We start from the raw sequence: 20837 nt of genomic DNA, 5'->3' as shown, positions 1-20837 counted from the left end.
AGCAAGTTCAACAGTAAAGAAGCTGTACCGTTTTGCTTCGACGACGAATTTAAGAAAACTGATGATGCTATTAATTCAGTATCTACCCAATGTTCTTCATTAGGTGCAGTACAAAACCGTCTAGAGCATACGATTAAGGAGCATTTACTGAAAACGGAACAGCTGCTGAGTCACATATTAGAGTTGTTGATATGGCCAAAGAAATGATGAATTTCACTAAGAATAATATTCTTACGCAGGCTGCTCAAGTATGTTGGCACAAGCAAACCAGGAGTATTATAATTACTTCGTTAATTTTTAGACTAAAATAACAGTAAAAAATCCTGCTCATATTGAGCAGGATTTTTATATAATTTGTTCATATTCCCATAAAATAAGGTATTGTATATATAGAAGTAACCATTACTTGAATTTGTTGTTTACTTTCTCTTCCAACTTTTCAACTCTTTCCTCTAACTTATCTCTAGAAGAATTCTTGGATCTCACATACTTAACAATAAAAACTATTCCAAAAGCTATCGCTATAGTAAAAATTAAGTTAATAAAGATGATTATTAAAGGCATTAATTCCTGCATAGTCATAAAATCACCTCACAAATATTACTTCCACCTTATAATAACAATTAAATATCAATATATCCATATCCTAAGGCCCCACATATAAAAATAGCTCTTTAAAGGGGCTGTGAAATCTTTAAAGAGCTATTGCTAAATTAAATTAATTAAATCAAACAGTTTCATAACTGTTGGCACTTCTCGTTCCGGTCATACGTATTCAGAACCGACTTCCATTTTAGCTCCATCTTTGAATGTATATGTTTTTGATCCATTTTCAGCAATGTATTGAAATCAATATCATTTTAGATTTTTTGGAATTTCATTTTTCAATGTAGGATTTTTCCATTTAGAGAGGATGGCGTATTCATTTATTCCAAAATATATAGTAATATAGTAAGAAATAAATATAAAGTTTGTATATTTCTAACAATCTTGTAATAAAATCAATCTAATCGTAGAGGAGGATTCTTTTGCTAGAACTATCCATAAAAGACACAGATAATTTAAAGAAAGTGGCCCATGCGCTAGCTTCCGATGTTCGTCTGCAAATTATTAATCTACTTAATGAAGGAAATATGAATATCCACCAAATGGCTGAGACATTAGGCATACCCGTTTCTACCACAGCGTCACATGTGAAGGTGCTGGAACAAGCTGCATTAATACATACAGAACTTCGACCGGCAAGTAGGGGAGCTATGAAAGTTTGTACAAGAAATTTCGATGATATTCATATTCAATTAAATAAAAAAGATAATTTCTATATGGAGAATCAAAGCTATCGATTAGAAATGCCGATTGGTCAGTATACCGATTTTCAAGTGGCCCCTACTTGTGGCATGGTAAATCAAGAGCAATTCTTGATTCCTGAAGATGAACCGGTTCATTTTTATAGCCCAGAGCGCTCAAAAGCACAATTAATTTGGACCAGAAAGGGATATTTCGAATATAAATTTCCTATCGTAATTCCAAGTGGTGCGACGATCTCTAGCCTACAACTTTCCATGGAGATATGTTCGGAAGCACCGAATCATGACCCCAATTGGCCATCGGATATTACGTTATGGATTAACGGTGTAGATATTGGGACATGGACGAGTCCAGGGGATTATGGAGATCGTCCGGGGAAACTTAATCCAAGTTACTGGGCTGATACTACCAGTACACAGTATGGCAGTTTAAAAACGTGGAAGGTTACCAAGCATGAAACATTTATTGATGACTTTCAATTATCGGCATGTACCCTCGACGAATTAAATCTACTAGAAAAGAATTTTGTATCAATTAAAGTAGGCATTAAAGAAGATGCAATACATAAAGGAGGTATTAATTTATTTGGTAAAGGATTTGGTGATTATGATCAAGATATCGTATTAACGATTCATTATAGTTAATGTAACGATTGCTCTATCGTATGTTTGTTGTCTGTTCCGACAGAATCGGCTCCCGCTTAAAATTAATATCATTTGTCCTATGTGTAATGGAAGATCTAATCTAGTTATTGAGGTATGTAGTTGAATTTGGAGCATTTAAAGTACTAGAAAAACAGACAGAATTTATTCTTTCTGTCTGTTTTTACCTTAAAATGAAAATGATTCCCCATCCTCTGGCACGAACACGTTAGAGGAGATTCCTTTTTCATTAATAAAGCTTTTTAATTCTTCTCTGGACAATGTCCAATGGTTCACAGCCTCCATATGACTTGCGATAATTTTTGCATGAGGGGAAGCCTTAGATACTTGATAAACATCATCTTTACTCATCACAAGAGAACCGCCTTCTAGGAATTGGTTATCTCCAGCATTTACGACAATGATTGCTGGATTGTGTGCATCAATCTCTTCTTGCACACCTTCATACCAAACCGTATCTCCTGCTACATATAACGTTTTCTCCATTGGGTGTTTGAAAACAACACCACAAACTGGACCAGCAAGTTTTACTATTTCTCCCCTCCCATGATTCCTCTTCGTTTTAATTAACTTAACATCTTCAAAAACGGAATCTTCTTGTAAAACCTCTACATTTTGGAAACCCCCTTTTTCTACTTCTTTCGCATCTTCTTCGTTTTGTACAAACATCTTGATATCTTTTGGTAATACTTCTTTGGCAACTTCATCAAAGTGATCTAAATGTAGATGCGTTACAATGACGGCATTGATGTTGGATATAATTTTATCTATCGATGTTGGTAAATTCACTAAAGGGTTATTTTGTTCCTGTCTAGCTGAATTTGGGAAAGGAGGATAAGTCCCCTTATCTGCTAAAAAAGGGTCGATTAAAAACTTTTTATCTGCATAGTCAACTACAAGAGTTGCATTTCGGATTTGTTGTAAATTCATTAATAAAACTCCCTTGCTTTTATTTAAGTATATTTTATACTAGGATCAATTAAGAATACATGGATAAAATCAAGACTTTTTGCTGTTTGACTTGATAATTGAAAGGATTTGACCGAATGCTGGATAATACGGATATGCAGATTTTGGAGGAACTTAACGAGAACAGTCGTATAACGATGAAAGAACTGGGGGAAAAAGTTCATTTGACTGGACAAGCTGCTGCAGATAGAGTCACTAAATTAGAGGAAAAGGGAGTAATTGAGGGATATACAATAAAGATAAACCAAGTAAAATTAGGTTGTTATGTATATGCCTTTATTACAATTATTATACGAAGTACCAATCATCAGCCTTTCCTTTCCTTTATTAACACTCAAGAGAAGCATATAATAAGCAATTATAAAATCAGTGGAGATGGTTGTTATCTTCTTGAATGTAGATTTCCATCAAATGAAGTATTAGATGATTTTTTGTTGGGCTTAAATAAGCATGCAAATTATAAATTATCGATTGTAATTAAGAAGCAATAATTAAATGGAAAATTTAGTTATATTAAATGAACGCGGGGAGTCGTGAATGGAATAAAACCTAAAAGTAACTCGCTTGGATATTTGTCCAAGCGAGTTTATTTTTCATGTACCTGCTGTCAATTATATACGCTTGAATAGGGGGCTTTGAAAGGATGTTTTCTTTATATATAAAAGAGATTTCTAAAACAAAAGGAGTTAGAAAATACATTTAATTTTATTGACTTTTCAGAAATGTAAGCGTATTATTTACTTAAAATACAGAAAAACAGTATAAAAACATAAAAATTGTAATAAAGGGAGGGGTGTTTGATGCGTAGAAGGGTTGGCGTATCATTGTGTTTGCTTAGCCTGTTATTTCTGTTAACAGCGTGTTCTGGTCTTGGTCAGCTAGTAAGTGGTAATAGCGCGAATGTTCCAGATGGAGCTAAGGAAATCAAAATGTGGAATTTATTTGCAGGTGGAGATGCCGAATACATGCAAAACATCGTAGATGAATTTAATGCTAGTCAAAACGAATTCTATGTGAACAATATTCAGCAAGAGTTCGAGGAATACTATACGAAACTAATTACCAGTCTTGGAGCAGGGAAGGGACCAGATATTGCGATTTCTCATTCTCATACATTACCTGAGTTAGTCGATCTTGGTATTTTGCAACATCTAGATGGCTATGCAGAGGAAGTAGGAGTGCAATGGGAAGAGTTTAATACAAATATTCTAGATCAAACCGTTTTTGATAATCAACATTATGCAATCCCTATTGATACACATCCTCATATTATGTACGTCAATAATGATTTGATTGATCAAGCTGGATTATTAAATAAAGATGGAACGCTAAAGATGGAGGAGACGCCCGAAGGATTTCGAGCATTTTTTCAAACATTAAAAGAGAAATTGCCAGAGAATAATTTTCCATTGGCATTCCCAACAGTTGGAATGGATGGATATCGACAATGGTGGACATTTTATACCCAGCTAGGTGGCGAAAATATTGTAACAGATGATTTGGAAAACCCTAGTTATGTGTTAGATACGGCCAAAGCAATTGAAGCTGCAGAATACATGCAGAAATTCTGGTATGAGGATGAAGTCATTCCATTAAATCTAGCAGATTTCTATTCGGACTTTCAATCTGGTAAAGCGGCTACGATTGCCACAGGTGTTTGGTCGACAGGAGTTTGGGAAAGCACGGAGGATTTTAATTTTACGGCAATGCCGATTCCCACTATTTTTGGACAAAAAGGAGCATGGGGTGGTTCGCACACCCTAGTTTTACCTGCCTATGAAGATGCAGATCCAGAAGTACAACGAGGTGCCGTTGCATTTATGGACTTTGCCACAGATCATGGAGCAAAGTGGGCGCAAGCAGGTCATATTCCAGCAAAGGATACGGTAGTAGAATCAAAGGAATTTAAAGAGATGGCCTATCGGGAAGACTATGCCCAGGTTGCCGATTATGTCAATTTCTCTGACCGAACCATTTATTATCGTGGTATTAACGATATTATGATCCGTAATCTCGATCGAATATGGACAAATGAAGCTACCGCAGAACAAGCTTTTCAGCAAATTGAGAAAGAGGTAAAGGAGCTTATACATGATTAATTAACAAATAAGACAAGAAAGGAGTTTAGGAAATGAATAAGAAAGCTTGGATCAAAGATATGAAAGCGGTTCCTTTTTTGCTTCCATTCTTTATTGCTTATTTAATATTTACAATCCTGCCTATTTTTAAAGGATTGCAAATGAGTCTATATGATTGGAATCTAGTTAAGAAAATGGATTTCGTCGGCTTGGAGAATTATGTGGACATGATTAAGGATCCTTTCTTTTGGCAGACCTTATGGAATACGACCTTATTTGTTATCCTCACCACACCAACGATGGTACTTCTAGCATTAGGTCTTGCGCTTTTAGCTAATTTAAATACCAAATTAAAGACCTTCTTCCGTGGCTCGTTCTTTCTGCCAAGTATCTTGTCCGTTGCGGTAATATCCTTTTTAGCCATCTTTATGTTACAGCCATACAGTGGTTTGGTAAATACGGTGATTCAGGCAATAGGAATTGAAGCAGAACCATTTTGGATGGCGGATAAAACGTTGGCTTGGGTCAGTATTGTCGGGGTAACACTATGGTGGTCGGTTGGTTTTAATATGATTCTTTTTCTTACGAGTTTGCAAGAAATCCCAGATACGTATTATGAAGCTAGTGAAATCGACGGCGCTACGAGATGGGAGCAATTTCGCTATATTACTTTACCACAATTAATCCCAATTGGTCGGGTAATCATTTTATTACAAATATTAGCTTCTTATAAAGTATTTGCGCAAATCCTGCTAATTACTGGTGGTGGTCCAGGAGGAGCCACACGGCCGCTCATTCAATACATTTATGAAGTAGGCTTTACACAAAATAATTTGGGCTATGCAGCAACGATGTCTTATGCGTTATTTTTCATCTTATTAATCTTGTCAATCATTCAGTTAAAAAATCAACGATTGGAGGAGAACTAGATGGCTTCGATTACTTCATCTAAAAGTAGGAAAGCGTTGGATCGTAATCGAGATCCGCTCTTAAAGGTAAAAGTAACCATCGGTGTGATTGTAGCTATAGTGTTTATTGTTCCGATTATTTGGATGTTGTTTGTATCGATCAAACCGGATGGATTCTCTACGTCAAATCCTATTGCGTGGTTTCTACCACCCTATACGATTTCCAATTATGTAACTATCATTATGGACAGCTTAATCCTACGTTGGCTGTTTAATAGTTTTTTTGTTGCTTTGGTAACTACCATTTTAACATTAGCAATTACTTCGTTGGCAGCATTTGCGATTTCACAAATGAAATTTCGTTTTAAGAATTTTATTTTTATCTTCTTTTTACTTGGTTTAATGATTCCAGGAGAAGCAACGATTATTCCTCTTTATGAAATTGTTAAGAGTATGAATCTGATTGACAGTTATGCTGGTTTAATTCTGCCAATGATTGCTTCACCACTTGGAGTCATTATTTTAAAAAGTTTCTTTGATGGTGTACCAAAAGAAGTTATTGAGAGTGCCATTATTGATGGTTGTTCTTATTTCAAATTATTCTACAAAATTGTCTTGCCCCTAGCAAAACCTGCAATGGCAGCGATTGGAATCTTTACTTTTATAGGTTCATGGAATAATTTCTTATGGCCATACTTATCCATATTGTCGGAGACGTTGTACACATTACCGGTTGGCTTGCCGGTGTTTAATTCAACTTATTCGCAAGCTTATGTGTTACCAATGACAGCCAATGCCATCGCATCGATTCCAGTTATTATTGCATTTTTGATTTTTGAAAAACAGATTGTCAAAGGAATTAGTTTCACAGGTATAAAAGGTTAATAGAGGAGTGAAGGAAAATGAAAGAAACAATGACAAAGGAAAAGAAAACGTATCAACGGACGGAATACCCTCGTCCACAATTTGAACGAAAAGAGTGGATGAACCTAAATGGAACTTGGAAGTTCGGATTTGACGATAAAAATATCGGTGAATTAGAACAGTGGCAGCATAAGCCATCTGCATTGACAAAAGAAATACAAGTTCCTTTTACGTACGAGACAAAAGCTAGTGGTATTGGTGAAGAAGCATTTCACGCGAATGTATGGTATCATCGTACGTTTCAAATTACAGAAGAAAATGCAGCGAAACGTGCATTGTTACGATTCCAAGCCTCTGATTATCATACGAAGGTTTGGGTGAATGGCGTATTTATCGGTGCTCATACTGGTGGGTATGCTGCTTTTTCCTTTGATATCTCGCATGCGGTTGATGCAACAAAGGAAAATGAACTTGTTGTCAAAGTAGAGGATAGCCAAAGTTGTTATCAGCCACGCGGCAAGCAACGTTGGATTAATGAGAATTTTGGCTGCTGGTATGTACAGCAAACAGGGATTTGGCAAACGGTATGGCTGGAGTTTTTACCAGAGACAACGATTAATCATGTGAAGATGACACCAAATATCGATACAAATTCGTTGCATTTGGCGTACGATTTAAATCAATTGCCAACAGGGGCTTGCCGGATAGAGACGACGATCCGGTATGAGGGAAATCTAGTAAAACAGTTTGTAATCACGCCAACTCGGAAAGATGAACAGATAGAGATAGAGTTAACTTCGCCGATTCATGAATGGAAGATCATGCATTGGACGCCTGAGCATCCACATTTGTATGATGTAACCTTCCAATTATATGTGGACGAAGCTTTGGAAGATGAAGTTCATTCGTACTTTGGGATGCGAAAGATTTCAATTAAAGAGGGAAAGGTATTGTTAAATAATCAGCCGATTTATCAAAAACTATTACTGGATCAAGGGTACTGGCCTGATACGATGTTGACTCCTCCATCAGATGAAGCGATGTTAGAAGATATTAATAAGACTTTAGCAATGGGCTATAACGGGGTACGTAAACATCAAAAAGTGGAAGATGCTAGGTTTCTATATTGGTGCGATAGGAAGGGGCTGCTTGTTTGGTCAGAAATGGCGGCAACCTATGAGTACTCTGATAAGGCGGTAGCGAACTTTACAAAAGAATGGCAGGAAGTCGTAACTCAATATTATAATCATCCTTCGATTATTACATGGGTCCCGTTTAACGAATCATGGGGCGTGCCAAAGATTTTTAAGGATACAAAGCAGCAATCCTTTACGGAGGCAATTTACTATGTAACAAAATCAATCGATTCCAACCGTCCAGTCATTGTCAATGATGGTTGGGAACATACAATCTCTGACATAATTGCTTTACATGACTACGAGGAATTAGGTGAGAATTTCTATCATCGCTATCAAGATAAAGCAGCTATTTTAGAAAATAAAAAACCACATAACCACCATAAATATGCTTTTGCCGAAGGATATCACTATCAAGGACAGCCAATAATGATAACGGAGTACGGGGGCATTGCGTTTCAAGATAAGCGTGGTTGGGGCTATGGCAATCAAGTGACGACGGAAGCCGAATTCCTAGAACGTTTCCGTAATATTACCAATGCTATCAAAGATCTCCCTTATATTTCAGGTTATTGTTATACCCAAACCACCGATGTTCAGCAGGAGATTAATGGCTTGCTAAAAGAAAATCGCGAACCCAAGATAGCTCTGGAAAAAATTAAAGAAATCAATGATGCCTAATTTTTAGCTGTTAGGAGTGTGTTAATATGCATCAGAAACCAAATATTATTTTGATTTTAGCAGATGACCTAGGTTTTTCAGACCTTGGATCTTTTGGAAGTGAGATTCAGACGCCGCATTTAGATCAATTAGCCAAGGGTGGGCTACGGTTTACTCAATTTTATAATTCTGCTCGGTGCTGCCCGAGCAGAGCTTCGTTGTTAAGTGGATTATACCCTCATCAAGCCGGTGTCGGTGAAATGACGGAAGACTTGGAAACGCCTGGGTATCGTGGTTACCTTAAAGATCAATGCGTTACCTTAGCTGAAGTTGTTAAACAAGTAGGTTATCGTACCTATTTGTCAGGTAAATGGCATGTTGGTGAAATTGGTCCAACGGAGCGCGGTTTTGATGATTTCTATGGATTATTAGGGGGGTTTACTAGTTTCTGGGATCAATCGGATTATTCCAGGCTGCCGAAGGGGCGACCGGAAAGAACTTATAAGGATGGAGAGTTTTATGCGACAGATGCGATTACCGATTATGCATTAGACTTCATTACAGAAGCAAGAGCAGAACAGGAACCATATTTTCTTTATTTATCTTATAATGCACCACATTTTCCTTTGCAAGCTCCAAAAGAAGAGATAGCGAAATATGAGAAGCTATATCAAAAAGGCTGGGATAAAATACGAGAAGAAAGATTGGATCGAATGAAGAAACTAGCGATTGTTCCAGAAGACACAGAATTAACGCCTCGTGCTCCGTTTTGGAATAGGGATAGAGATATTCAAGGTGTGAACCCGGCTTGGGAATCGGTTGCGAATGATCGAAAGCAGGATTTAGTTAAACGAATGGCCATTTATGCTGGCATGATTGATCGAATGGATCAAAATATTGGCAGGGTACTTAATGACTTAAAGAAGCATGGCGAGATGGACAATACGCTTATCCTGTTCTGTTCCGATAATGGTGCTTGTGCAGAATGGGATCCATGGGGGTTTGATAATTGGATTACAACGTCTAACTTTCTTCATCGCAAGGAGGACTTAGATCATATGGGTGGTCCTGATTCTTATCATAGTTATGGATCTGGCTGGGCAAATGCGAGTAGTACGCCATTGCAATTGTATAAACATTATAGCCATGAAGGTGGGATAAGTACGCCATTAATAGCTCATTGGCCGGAAAAAGTGGCGAACCAGGGAGGAATTGATCATCGCCCAGGTCATTTTATAGATATAATGGCAACCCTTGTGGAGATTACGAATGCTTCCTATCCCGATCAATACAATGGACATTCGATCTTACCAATGGAAGGGCAAAGCTTCATGCCTGCCATTCGCGGTGAAAAGGAAATGGAAGAAAGAACGTTTTGTTTTGAACACGAGCAGCATTGTGGTGTGAGGAAAGGCAAATGGAAGCTGTCGAAAGTAAAAGAAATGGATTGGGAGCTTTATGATATAGAGCATGACCGAACGGAGATGCATAACCTAAAAGACAACTATCCAGAACTTGTGGAGGAGATGAAGGGTATCTGGGAAGCATGGGCTAAGCGGACAGATGTGTATCCACGGAAAAGACCACAAGTTAAATGAAAAAGTCGGGTAACCGGCTTTTTTATGTGATAAGAAGATGAAATCATTTCTTTTTTAATTTATATTTAGAAAATTTAATAAAAAGATTGATTCGAAACATATTGAATGTTAGAATTTACTGAAAGTTATTAAATAAGTTATATTATTATAATTTTAGACTATTATAAGGAGCAAACCAATATGGTTGTAGATAAAGATCTTTCCATACCATTATATAAGCAAATAAAAAAATATTTAGAAACAAAAATCGATTCAGGTGAATGGGAGGTAGGATATAAGTTACCTGCTGAGAAGGAATTAGCTACCCGTTTCCAAGTAAGTAATATTACTGTTAAGCGAGCCATTCTTGATCTAGTTAACGAAGGGATTCTTCACAGAAAAAGTGGAAAAGGGACTTTTGTAAAAAAACGAGAAGAACATAATCTAGCCAGTTTCGTTTCGGTTCAGGATGAACAAGAAACTAGAAAAGCATATCCACATAAAACACTTGGTTTTAAAACAATAGCAGCAGAAGAAGCAATTGCTAGAAAACTAGGTATCGATCAAGGGGATATGATCTATATGATGAACCGTCTTAAAATTGAAGGTCAGAAACCTACAGTGATTGAATTCTCTTATGTTCCAGAACATTTGGCGCCAGAATTAAGTCAGAACGATATAGAAAACGAGCTACTGTATAATATATTTTCTAGAAAATATAAAATTAAATTAGATAGAGCGAAAGTTTATATTTCTACAATGACTGCAAAAGAATATGAAGCTTCGACACTTGGTATAGATATAGGTGATCCATTGTTTGTTTTAGAACGCTTTACTACAACTGCTACGAAACAAATGATTGAGTACTCAAAACTCATCATGCTTTTCGAAGATGCTAAATACTATCTAGAAGTTCAATTGTAGCGTTAATATCTAAGCAACAATAAGTATCAAATTAAATATTATAATATTATAATATTATATTTTATATAATGATGGAGTTTCTTTTCTAATAATCATTGAAACGCTTGGAGGGTTGATGATGCAAATGGTGGAGCATCCAATTTTAGGGAGAAAATTTGACCAGGAAATAACGTTTTATTTTAATGAACAGCCATTAAAGGCTTGGGAGGGACAAACGGTTTCTGCTGCTTTACTAGCTAATGGAGTTAAAGAACTTGGAAGAAGCCGTAAATTGGCTCAAGCAAGAGGAGTATACTGTGCTACGGGAAGATGCTGCAGCTGTTTTTTAACAATTGATGGCTTAGAGCATGTGATAAGCTGCACTACATTAGTACAAGAAGGTATGGTCGTGTCATCGAATGTTGGAGATCCAAAAAGGGGGAAGTAAGATGGAGACTGATTTAGTAATAGTAGGTGGTGGTCCAGCGGGGCTAAGTGCAGCCATAACAGCTACTTCTTATGGCGCGGATGTTATTTTGATTGAGGAATCCTTTTCACTTGGTGGGCAATTAAGACAGCAGACACAATTGCATGCAAACCTACCAAGCAAGTTTTTTGCTGAACGTGGAACATCACTAGTGAAGAGACTTACCAGTCAATTAGAAACTCCCAATCTAAAAATACTTAGAAATCATACGATGATCGGTGCATATAAAAATGGACATATCGGTGTTACTAATGGAAAAACAACATTTGAAATAGAGGCTAAAAAGAATATTATAGCTTCTGGCGCTGCAGAGAATGCATGGATCTTTCCGGGTTGGACACTACCTGGGGTTATGACAGCTGGTGCAGCACAAATTTTACTGAATAGGGAGTTTGTATATCCAGGGAAACAAGTAATGATGATCGGATCAAATAGCTTTGCTCTTGAAGTCGTTAAGCAATTATATGAATGTGGTATTTCAGTACAAGCGATTGTGGAAGCGTCTGAAACGATATTAAGCAGGGATCAAGCTTTACTATCCATGTGTAAGAAAAACAATATCCCTTTTTTCTTAAATAGTACGATTGAATCGGTTAGTGGATCAGGCCATGTTGAGAAAATGACTATTCGAACCAGTGAAGGTATGATGGAGGAGCTTGAAGTAGATCTGATTTGTACAGCCAATGGATTTAGTCCTATATTGGAAGCGTTTCAAATAATGAGTTGTGACTTAACACACAGTGAGGTGCTTGGCGGATGGCTGCCAACATACAGCGTGAATTTTCAAACAAGCAATCCATCTGTATACCTTGCAGGTAATGCAGCAGGGATTACTTCCTTAGGTTCGATACTTTTAACAGGGGAAATTGCTGCTTTAAGTGCGTTAGAATCGTTACAGTTTATTAGTGAACGTGATTCAAATAGAAAAAAGGCTGCATTGTGGGAAGAACTTTATCAAATAGAAACGTTTTTTAATAAGGATACCATGCAAGCCAGGTTAGAATTAGTTAAGGATTATCATAGTGAAAGAGGACTTCCATTACCAGACTTTGTTGATCCATTGAAAGGAGAGATGCTCTTTGGATAAATCGACAATTGTTTGTCGCTGTGAAGAAGTAAACATAGATGAAGTTGAGTCAGCAATTCAGTTTGGTGCAGAAACGTTTGACGATATTAAACGGTTAACAAGATGTGGAATGGGCCCCTGTCAATCAAAAATATGTCTTCAACTAGTTAGAAGGATTATCAGTGAGTACACGGGGATGGAATCTAGTGAGATTGAACCATCTAGGATGCGGCTACCGTTACGAATGGTTCGAATGAGTGCTCTTGCTGGTGAAAAGGAATCCGAAAGTGTTGCTTCTGTATTCGAGGAATCATTAGAAGAGAGTGATCCAAGTGATAAATAATAAATACGATGTAGTTGTTATCGGGAGTGGAGTCGTTGGAAGTAGTATTGCCTATCACCTTTCTGAAAGTAAAAAAAATAACATACTTGTTGTTGATAAAGGATTTCCTATGTCTGGAACGTCCGGGTCAACGCAAGCTTGGGTTTGGGTGCACAGCAAAACACCATCTTGGTATGGAGAACTGAGTATGTATAGTGCTGAATTATACCCGTTTCTAGAGCGGAAGATAGGTGATGTTGAATATAAACGAACTGGAGGAATCGCTCCATTTTTCAATGAGGCGGATCGAGAGGGGGCATTAAGGCTAGCTGAAAAACAAGCTGAAGTTGGCATTGAGGTCGATGTGTTGAACCGAGAGGAAGTATTAGAAAAAGAGCCTGCTCTTTCACAAAGAGTAGCCGGGGCTACTTTCTGTAAATTAGATGGTAATGTAAATCCTTTTCGTCTTGTGGAGCTATATACAAAAGCAGCCAAAAAGAATGGTGCTGTCTTTTCTTTTTATAATCAAGTAGTCACTATTACAAAGAAAAAGGATATATTTCAGATCGAGACTGATCAAGATACCTTTTATTCAAAAAAAGTGATTTTAGCTGGTGGTCCATGGTCTAAGGATTTAGGAAAGATGCTAGGGGTAGACATTCCCATTAAACAGGTTCGAGGGCAAATTCTAGTAACAGAACCTCAAGCACCTTTTTTAAAACATACAATAGGGGGAATAAGACAAGCCGATAATGGGGAGGTTTTAATTGGCTATTCTAAAGAGGAGGTGGGATATGACAAACGATCAACACTAGATATCATGCAGGAAACGGCAAAAATGGCTACTGAATTTATTCCTTCCTTAGCCAAAGCAAATGTTGTGCGATGTTTCTCGGGAATTAGAGTGATGCCTAAAGATGGCTTTCCAATTATTGGTGAAATTCCGGAGGTCCGTAATGCTTATATTGCTGCAATGCATAGCGGGATTACGTTGTCTCCACTAGTAGGTACGCTTATGACAGAGTTGTTAGAAGATGGAGAGACTTCCATTGATCTTACCCGATTTTCTATGAATCGATTCGACCAAATGTACTCCCGGATATCTGAATAGTTAAAAAGTTAAGCTAACAATTTGATTCGAAAAAAGTTCGTCAAAAATAAGGAGGAGAACGATGAGCGCTACAATCGCAATCATTATTAGTTCGATTGTAATTCTAGGTCTTGGTTCAGCAATCGCTTTTTTGGTGGGAAAAAAACAAAAAAGCAGTGAAACTTGGATTGTTGGTGGCAGATCCTTACCCGTGTATGTCGTTGCAGGTAGTCAATTTGCTACTGGTGTCGGTGGTGGTGTCTTAGTTGCACATATTGGTATTGGATATAGCGCAGGATGGTCTGCAATCACTTATAATCTGTTATATTCAATTGGAATTGTGCTTCTTGTACTGCTTGCTGGGTGGTTGAAAAAGCAAAACTTTTCTACATTACCAGATATTTTTAAAAACCTATATGGTGAACATCGAATCATGATGAGCTTAGTTACCATATTGGCAATTGTCGTACCGTTTGGCTGGTTATGTACACAACTGGTTGCATTCGGTAACTTATTCACCGAGATAACGGGAATTTCCTTTACGATACTTATTATTATATTCGCAGCTATCAGTCTACTCTTTGTATTACCCGGAGGACTAGCCTCTGTAGCTTGGACGGACTTTGTATATGGATGTTTCATGCTAGTACTTTCAATTGCAAGTGGTCTCTATATGTTGAACATGGCTGGGGGTTGGAGTGGTATCTCAGCAAATGTTCCAAACAATCTTGTATCCTTTCCTGAAGGTTTAGGAGCAGTTGGATTAAGTACGATCGTACTTTGGATTTTTGCGATTTTCCCTGGAGCTTTAACAAATCAAATGTCTTACCAACGGATTTATGCTGCTAAGGATGCGAATACAGCAAAAAGAGGGTTTATAATTGCTGCAATAGTAGGTGTAATTTCTGGTGTATGGGCTTCGTTTATGGGGATTGCGATTTTATCGCAAAACCCAGGTTTAAGTAATCCAGAAATGGCATCAGGGTGGTTTTTAACACAAATTCCTACCTGGTTTCTTTCCATCTATGCAGCATTTATTATAGCGACAATTATGTCTACAGTTAGTAGTGCAGTACAATCCGTTGTTGTAAATATTACGAAGGATATTTATCAATCTTACATTAATCCAGATGTGAGCGACAAAAAACTGATAAGGTCTTCAAGGATGTTATCCGTATTCGTTATTTTTTTAGCAATTCTATTAGCCTTGTATTACCCAAAAGCATTAGGATGGCTACAAGCAACTTACGCCTATTCGGCCGCAGGGTTATTAGTTCCAATTTTTTTAGGATTTAGCATACGACGTACAAATTTCCTCTCTCCTAAAGGTGCAATTGGTAGTATTGTACTAGGCGTTGCAGGTGCTGCAGTAGCCCAAATAATAGATACAGAAATTCCATATGCAGTTTTTGGGGTAGCCGGTTCGTTAATAGGCTTTCTGATATTCAACGCCATTTTTAAAAATGAAACGACAAAGAAACGGAATGCAGCTAAATTAGATATAGGTTGAATTTTCTGAATAAAAATTATTATTAGAATTATAAGTTATGTGGAATGGAGTGTGTTAGATGGATGCAGAAGTTGCAATTGTTGGGGTCGGAACAATGGGAAGTATGGCAGCATGGCAGCTCGCTAAAAAAGGTGTATCTGTAATTGGATTTGAACAATTTGGCATTGGTAATGATCGCACAGCAGCAGGAGGAGAATCGCGCCTATTTCGTACTGCCTATATGGAAGGTCCGGAGTATGTACCGTTATTACAAGAAGCAAAGCATTTGTGGAGGAGTTTGGAAGAGGCAAGCGATAACAACTTATTAACGTTAAACGGGGGCTTAATGATAGGTGAGTCAGGATCATTAGAAATAAATACAATTAAAAAAAGTATTCATGATTTTGCCCTTGAGCATGAAGTTTTGGAGGGGGAACAAGCCAAAAAAAGATACCCACAATTTACGTTATACGAGAACGACGTTGTTATTCTAGATAAAAATGCTGGTTTTTTAAGGCCAGAGTTAGCTGTTGTATCAGCAGTTCAGCAGGCTGTCAAACATGGTGCGAAGGTTAAAAATTATACAAAGGTAAATGATATTGTTCCAGAAAAACAAGGGGCAACGATTGTAACTAATGAGAAGTCCTATCATGTAGAAAAAGTTATCATTACTACCGGCGCATGGACGTTAAAACTAATTCCTCAGCTAAAAAATAAGTTGGTTCCAAGGAGACTCTTGTTAACATGGTTTGCACCAAAGGATGTTTCTTTGGTCACTGCTGATAAGCTGCCTATATTCGCTCGCATGCGTGGCGATTTCCGGCTTACAGGCGCACCAATGCTTGATGGTTCCATGGTAAAAGCCTCTTATACAAAGGATCCATCGTATATTGACGATCCATCCAAATTATATAGGGATGCAAATCTTGAGGAATTAGAAAGAATAAGTGAGTCAGTAAAAACATTACTTCCAGTACTTTATCCTGATCCTGTACGAGCAAGTGCATATATGGATGCTTACACACCAGATAACCATGCTATTGTTGGAGAATTGCCAGACACCTCTCACCTAATAATAGCAAGTGGATTTTCAGGGCATGGGTTCAAACTTTCTCCAATGATAGGTAAGATACTTTCAGAACTTTGTATCGATGGGAAAACAAATTATCATATTCAACATATGAAACCAAATAGATTTTTTGAAGCGGCTAATTTTTAGTGGCCAGCTAAAAAACGCCTTTCTATAGAAAGGCGTTTTTTCGTTAGAGAAACGTATCAACTCGGGAGAGAGCACGTCCATAACTGGACAGAGTACGCCCCAAAAAAAGGCACTAAACTTAACCACGCCCTTACTGTAATAATAATTATAGTTAGGCCTGTGTGGTTATCAATAGAAAAAGATTTATGAAGATAAATTTAAAAATCTCTCATCTACCTTTATAAATAAGGATAAATGTTACTTCCCTTTACATAACACAGAACCGTGTTATTCTTTAATAAACGAGTAAAAGGGGGAAGTTCTTTGCTTGATCATACTAGCTCAATACCGTTACATATTCAATTAAAAAAGATTTTAGAAAATCAAGTTGAGCAAGGGATTTTTACAAGTCAACTTCCAAGTGAACGTCAATTTATGGAACGTTATAATATAAGTCGAAGTACAGTCCGGGAAGCTATTAATCTTTTAGTACGAGAAGGAGTGTTAGAAAAAAGACATGGTAAAGGTACATTTGTTTCATTTAAACCAATTCATGATTGGTTAGGTAATTTGAGTAGTACAACAGAAACAATAAGGAATATGGGAAAGAAACCCGGGGCAAAATTAATAACTCATTATATCACCACGCCCCCTAGTTATATTCAGGATAGAACTGGGTTTACAAAGGCGTATTTTATAAAAAGAATTCGTTATGCTGATGACATCCCGCTAGGAGTAGAAAGACACTATTACCCTGTCTCAATTGGTAGGGAATTGGTAAAATATGATTTAGACAATGCTACATTATATTACTTAATAGAGAATGAATTAGGAATAAAATTTGCTGAGGCTGATCAGACCATTTCTAGTGGACAGATGCTAGATGAAGATAAAGAATACTTATCCGTTGCATCAGGAGCAAATTTACTTATTGCTGAAAGAATTATAAAAGATCAAACAGGAGATATTATTGAATTGGAAGAAGCTTTTTATCGAAGTGATATGTATACCTTTAAGATTAATCTATCACGCAAGTTTGGGTAGCCATCTTATTTATCCCGCATTTAACTGGCAGTAAAACCTCCACTTCCATCCTAAAGTAAAGCCCAGGAGGAGAATTAGGAGATCCAACTGCCAGTAAATGTCCGATTCTGTTCAGAGGCTTTAGGTCATACCCAAAGTGGCACTAACAAACAGTGGGGGATAAAAGAAACCCCTTCAATGATTAAAGTGTCACTTTATTATATGAAGTAGTTTCGTTGATTTTGATGTAGAAGTTCTCTCTGCCAGCAATGTATTGGTAATAAGGAGAGTACAAACATTAATAGTAATTTTAAATGGAACTTATTACGCTTTTAAATATCAGAATTTTTGTAATAGGTTGAAACTTAAATGTGTTCTCTTATATACTAAAAGTAATTGCTGATTAAATACAGAAGGAAGTAGAGAGGAGGACCACACAGAAGCGCTTTACATTACAATAACCTAACTGGTTCGGACGTTATGATGTCTTAACTTGATTATTGTAATTACTATTTGACGTAAAGGGAGTGATGTTATTGCTTATTGGTATTCCAAAAGAGGTTAAAAATAATGAGCGCCGAGTAGCGCTTACTCCATCAGGTGTCACCTCGTTCATCAAAGCAGGACATCAGGTGCTGGTAGAAGACGCAGCTGGCAAAGAAAGTGGATTCTTGAATGAAGCGTACAAAGCTGCAGGAGCTGAAATTGGTACTGCAAAAGAGGCCTGGGCGGCTGAATTGGTAATGAAAGTGAAAGAACCTCAGCCGGATGAATATATTTATTTCCGTGAAGGGTTAATTTTGTTTACCTATTTACACCTTGCTGCAGAACCAGAATTGACAAAGGAATTAATAGATAAAAAGGTAACTGCAATCGCTTATGAAACTATTCAAGACAGCGACGATTCATTGCCGCTTTTGACACCTATGAGCGAAGTAGCAGGTCGAATGGCTGTACAAATTGGTGCACAATATTTAGAAAATATGAAAGGTGGTAAGGGCGTTTTACTAGGTGGAGTACCAGGGGTTCATCCTAGTAATGTGGTTATCATAGGTGGTGGAGTTGTGGGTACGAATGCGGCAAAAATAGCATTAGGCTTAAGAGCAAATGTAACTATTATTGATATTAATGCGAATCGCTTACGTGCATTGGATGATATGTTTGCTGGAACAGTAACAACGTTAATGTCAAACCCAATGAATATTCAACAGGCAGTAAAGCAAGCGGATTTGGTAATAGGTGCTGTGCTAATACCAGGGGCAAAGGCTCCTCAATTGGTTACAGAAGAAATGGTGAAAGAAATGACATCGGGATCTGTCATCATTGATGTAGCAGTTGACCAAGGAGGATCGATCTCAACCATTGATAGAGTTACCACACATGACTCCCCAGTTTATATGAAACATGGTGTTATTCATTATGCTGTGGCAAATATGCCTGGAGCTGTAGCTCGAACTTCAACATTGTCGTTAACAAACAACACATGCCAGTATGGGGTTTTTCTTGCAAATCATGGCCTGCAACAGGCAATTCAAATAAATGAAGCATTAGCGAAGGGGGTTAATACGTATGCTGGATATATGACGCATGAAAAAGTTGCTAATCACTATGACCAGATGTACAAACCTATCACATCTGTTTTAAAAGCTCCGATAACTGCGTAGTAAGTTTCAGAGTTATACCCTATTTTAAATTGGAATGGAGGGCTTAAAGTTGAAAAAGGAAGCGGAAATGCCTGATGTAGTTGGAAAAGAATTACCTCATCTATGGAATGCAATGCATCGTTATCACCCAGGTGCTCAACAAATGGTTGCTGCCTCAGGTGAAGGATCATGGTTTACGGATGAATCTGGTAACCGCTATTTGGATGGCGTATCAGGATTATGGTGTTTAAATCTCGGGCATGGCAGGCAAGAGATTATTGATGCAGCAACAGCACAAATGAAAAAACTTACCTATTTTCCCTTAACAATGAGTCACAATCCTGCAGTTAAACTAGCGAATAAAATTAGTAGTTTACTAGGAGGAGGTTATCAAACATTCTTCTCTAATAGTGGATCTGAAGCTAATGAAACCGCATTTAAGATTGTGAGGCAGTACCATAAGCAGACTGGCAACCCAGACAAATTTAAGATCATTTCCCGCTATAGAGCTTATCATGGCTCAACTTTAGGTGCATTAAGTGCAACTGCACAGGCAAATCGAAGGGTGAAATATGATCCTGGTGTACCTGGCTTTTTACATGTATATCCACCCTATCATTATCGATCTATTTTTGGCGGAGAACCAGAGGAATCGGATCTAAAAGCGGCCCAATTAATTGAAGAAATGATCAATTGGGAAGGAGAAGAAACAGTAGCAGCATTAATTATGGAGCCTTTTATATCTGGTGGCGGCGTAATCATTCCTTCCATGCAATACATTCAACGTGTTGCTGAAATTTGTAAGAAGTATAACGTGCTCTTAATTATGGATGAAGTTGTTTCAGGATATGGTAGAACTGGTAAAATGTTTGGTTTTATGCACGCAGAAGGAGTACAGCCAGATATCATAACCATGGCCAAGGGACTGACGAGCGGTTATTTACCTTTGGGAGCAACAGCGGTTAAATCCAATATTTATGACGTGTTTAAAGAAGAAGGAAAGGATAATCACTTCCGCCATGTTTCAACATATGGTGGCCATCCTGCTGCATGTGCGGTAGCACTGAAAAATATTGAAATTATTGAAAACGAAAATATTGTCGAGCGGGTAAATGAATTAGGGAAATCTAAATTAAGTCAACTTCATCAATTAATGGAACATGAAAACGTAGGGGAAGTAAGGCAAATTGGATTTTTACTTGGATTGGAAATGGTTACTGACCAAAAATCTAAAGTACCTCTTGAAGATTCAAAAATGGCAGAGATAGTAAGTAAATGTAAAAAGAAAGGATTAATTATAGGTAGAAACGGTGACACCGTTCCTGGTCAGAATAATGTCATAATTATAGCTCCGCCCTTGAGTAGTACAGAGGAAGATTTAGATTTTCTTGTAGAAACTGTAGAGTCAGTAATTTGCAGCGTGTAGAAAGATACTAATTTTCATGCCACCCATT

General features: G+C 37.4%; 18 protein-coding genes and 1 pseudogene. 18 read left to right on the top strand and 1 reads right to left on the bottom strand.

What is annotated here, in order from left to right:
• Positions 1-57: 57 nt before the first annotated feature.
• Positions 58-301, top strand: a pseudogene (locus tag M948_RS0121630) (flagellin); the annotation flags it as partial.
• A 727-nt stretch (positions 302-1028) separates the two neighbouring features.
• Complete coding sequence (locus M948_RS26895; RefSeq protein WP_021289497.1) at positions 1029-1952, top strand: ArsR/SmtB family transcription factor; 924 nt, start codon at positions 1029-1031, stop codon at positions 1950-1952.
• 186 nt (positions 1953-2138) lie between these two features.
• Here M948_RS26895 and M948_RS26890 read toward each other — a convergent pair whose 3' ends face one another.
• Entirely contained in the window at positions 2139-2900 is a 762-nt protein-coding gene (locus tag M948_RS26890; protein WP_021289496.1) for an MBL fold metallo-hydrolase, read from the bottom strand.
• 116 nt (positions 2901-3016) lie between these two features.
• Between M948_RS26890 and M948_RS26885 the strand changes: the two genes are divergently transcribed.
• From M948_RS26885 to M948_RS26810, 16 genes are all read left to right on the top strand, one after another.
• The gene (locus M948_RS26885) at positions 3017-3430 is read left to right on the top strand and encodes an Lrp/AsnC family transcriptional regulator (protein ID WP_021289495.1); all 414 of its coding nucleotides are present in this window, start codon (positions 3017-3019) and stop codon (positions 3428-3430) included.
• Positions 3431-3739: 309 nt separating this feature from the next.
• Entirely contained in the window at positions 3740-5038 is a 1299-nt protein-coding gene (locus M948_RS26880) for an extracellular solute-binding protein (RefSeq protein ID WP_021289494.1), read from the top strand.
• Positions 5039-5070: 32 nt separating this feature from the next.
• Positions 5071-5946: a carbohydrate ABC transporter permease gene (locus tag M948_RS26875; protein ID WP_021289493.1), complete on the top strand. Its 876-nt coding sequence runs from the start codon at positions 5071-5073 to the stop codon at positions 5944-5946.
• Positions 5947-6810 (top strand): carbohydrate ABC transporter permease, encoded by an 864-nt coding sequence (locus M948_RS26870; protein ID WP_021289492.1) that lies wholly within the window; start codon positions 5947-5949, stop codon positions 6808-6810. It begins immediately after the preceding gene.
• 17 nt (positions 6811-6827) lie between these two features.
• Positions 6828-8606, top strand: coding sequence for a glycoside hydrolase family 2 protein (locus M948_RS26865; RefSeq protein ID WP_021289491.1), 1779 nt, complete (start codon positions 6828-6830; stop codon positions 8604-8606).
• 26 nt (positions 8607-8632) lie between these two features.
• Positions 8633-10183: an arylsulfatase gene (locus M948_RS26860; protein ID WP_021289490.1), complete on the top strand. Its 1551-nt coding sequence runs from the start codon at positions 8633-8635 to the stop codon at positions 10181-10183.
• A 180-nt stretch (positions 10184-10363) separates the two neighbouring features.
• A complete protein-coding gene (locus tag M948_RS26855) occupies positions 10364-11086 on the top strand; it encodes a GntR family transcriptional regulator (protein ID WP_021289489.1) in 723 nt (240 codons plus the stop codon).
• A 115-nt stretch (positions 11087-11201) separates the two neighbouring features.
• Positions 11202-11513, top strand: coding sequence for a (2Fe-2S)-binding protein (locus M948_RS26850; protein ID WP_308436476.1), 312 nt, complete (start codon positions 11202-11204; stop codon positions 11511-11513).
• A 1-nt stretch (position 11514) separates the two neighbouring features.
• Entirely contained in the window at positions 11515-12639 is a 1125-nt protein-coding gene (locus M948_RS26845; protein ID WP_021289487.1) for an NAD(P)/FAD-dependent oxidoreductase, read from the top strand.
• Positions 12632-12961, top strand: coding sequence for a (2Fe-2S)-binding protein (locus M948_RS26840; protein WP_021289486.1), 330 nt, complete (start codon positions 12632-12634; stop codon positions 12959-12961). Before M948_RS26845 ends, M948_RS26840 begins: the two co-directional genes overlap by 8 nt.
• A complete protein-coding gene (locus M948_RS26835; protein WP_031335083.1) occupies positions 12954-14051 on the top strand; it encodes an NAD(P)/FAD-dependent oxidoreductase in 1098 nt (365 codons plus the stop codon). Before M948_RS26840 ends, M948_RS26835 begins: the two co-directional genes overlap by 8 nt.
• Positions 14052-14112: 61 nt before the next feature.
• Entirely contained in the window at positions 14113-15540 is a 1428-nt protein-coding gene (locus tag M948_RS26830) for a sodium:solute symporter family protein (RefSeq protein WP_021289484.1), read from the top strand.
• Positions 15541-15598: 58 nt separating this feature from the next.
• Positions 15599-16738, top strand: a complete 1140-nt coding sequence (gene solA / locus M948_RS26825; protein WP_021289483.1) for an N-methyl-L-tryptophan oxidase — start codon at positions 15599-15601, stop codon at positions 16736-16738.
• A 303-nt stretch (positions 16739-17041) separates the two neighbouring features.
• Positions 17042-17761: a GntR family transcriptional regulator gene (locus tag M948_RS26820; RefSeq protein ID WP_021289482.1), complete on the top strand. Its 720-nt coding sequence runs from the start codon at positions 17042-17044 to the stop codon at positions 17759-17761.
• Positions 17762-18276: 515 nt separating this feature from the next.
• A complete protein-coding gene (gene ald, locus M948_RS26815; RefSeq protein WP_021289481.1) occupies positions 18277-19404 on the top strand; it encodes an alanine dehydrogenase in 1128 nt (375 codons plus the stop codon).
• 34 nt (positions 19405-19438) lie between these two features.
• Positions 19439-20809, top strand: coding sequence for an aminotransferase (locus tag M948_RS26810; RefSeq protein ID WP_031335082.1), 1371 nt, complete (start codon positions 19439-19441; stop codon positions 20807-20809).
• The last annotated feature ends 28 nt before the right edge of the window (positions 20810-20837 follow it).

This window comes from Virgibacillus sp. CM-4 (assembly GCF_000445495.1).
GTDB classification, from domain to species: domain Bacteria; phylum Bacillota; class Bacilli; order Bacillales; family Amphibacillaceae; genus Virgibacillus; species Virgibacillus salexigens.
This window is presented reverse-complemented; position numbering and strand designations above follow the sequence as displayed.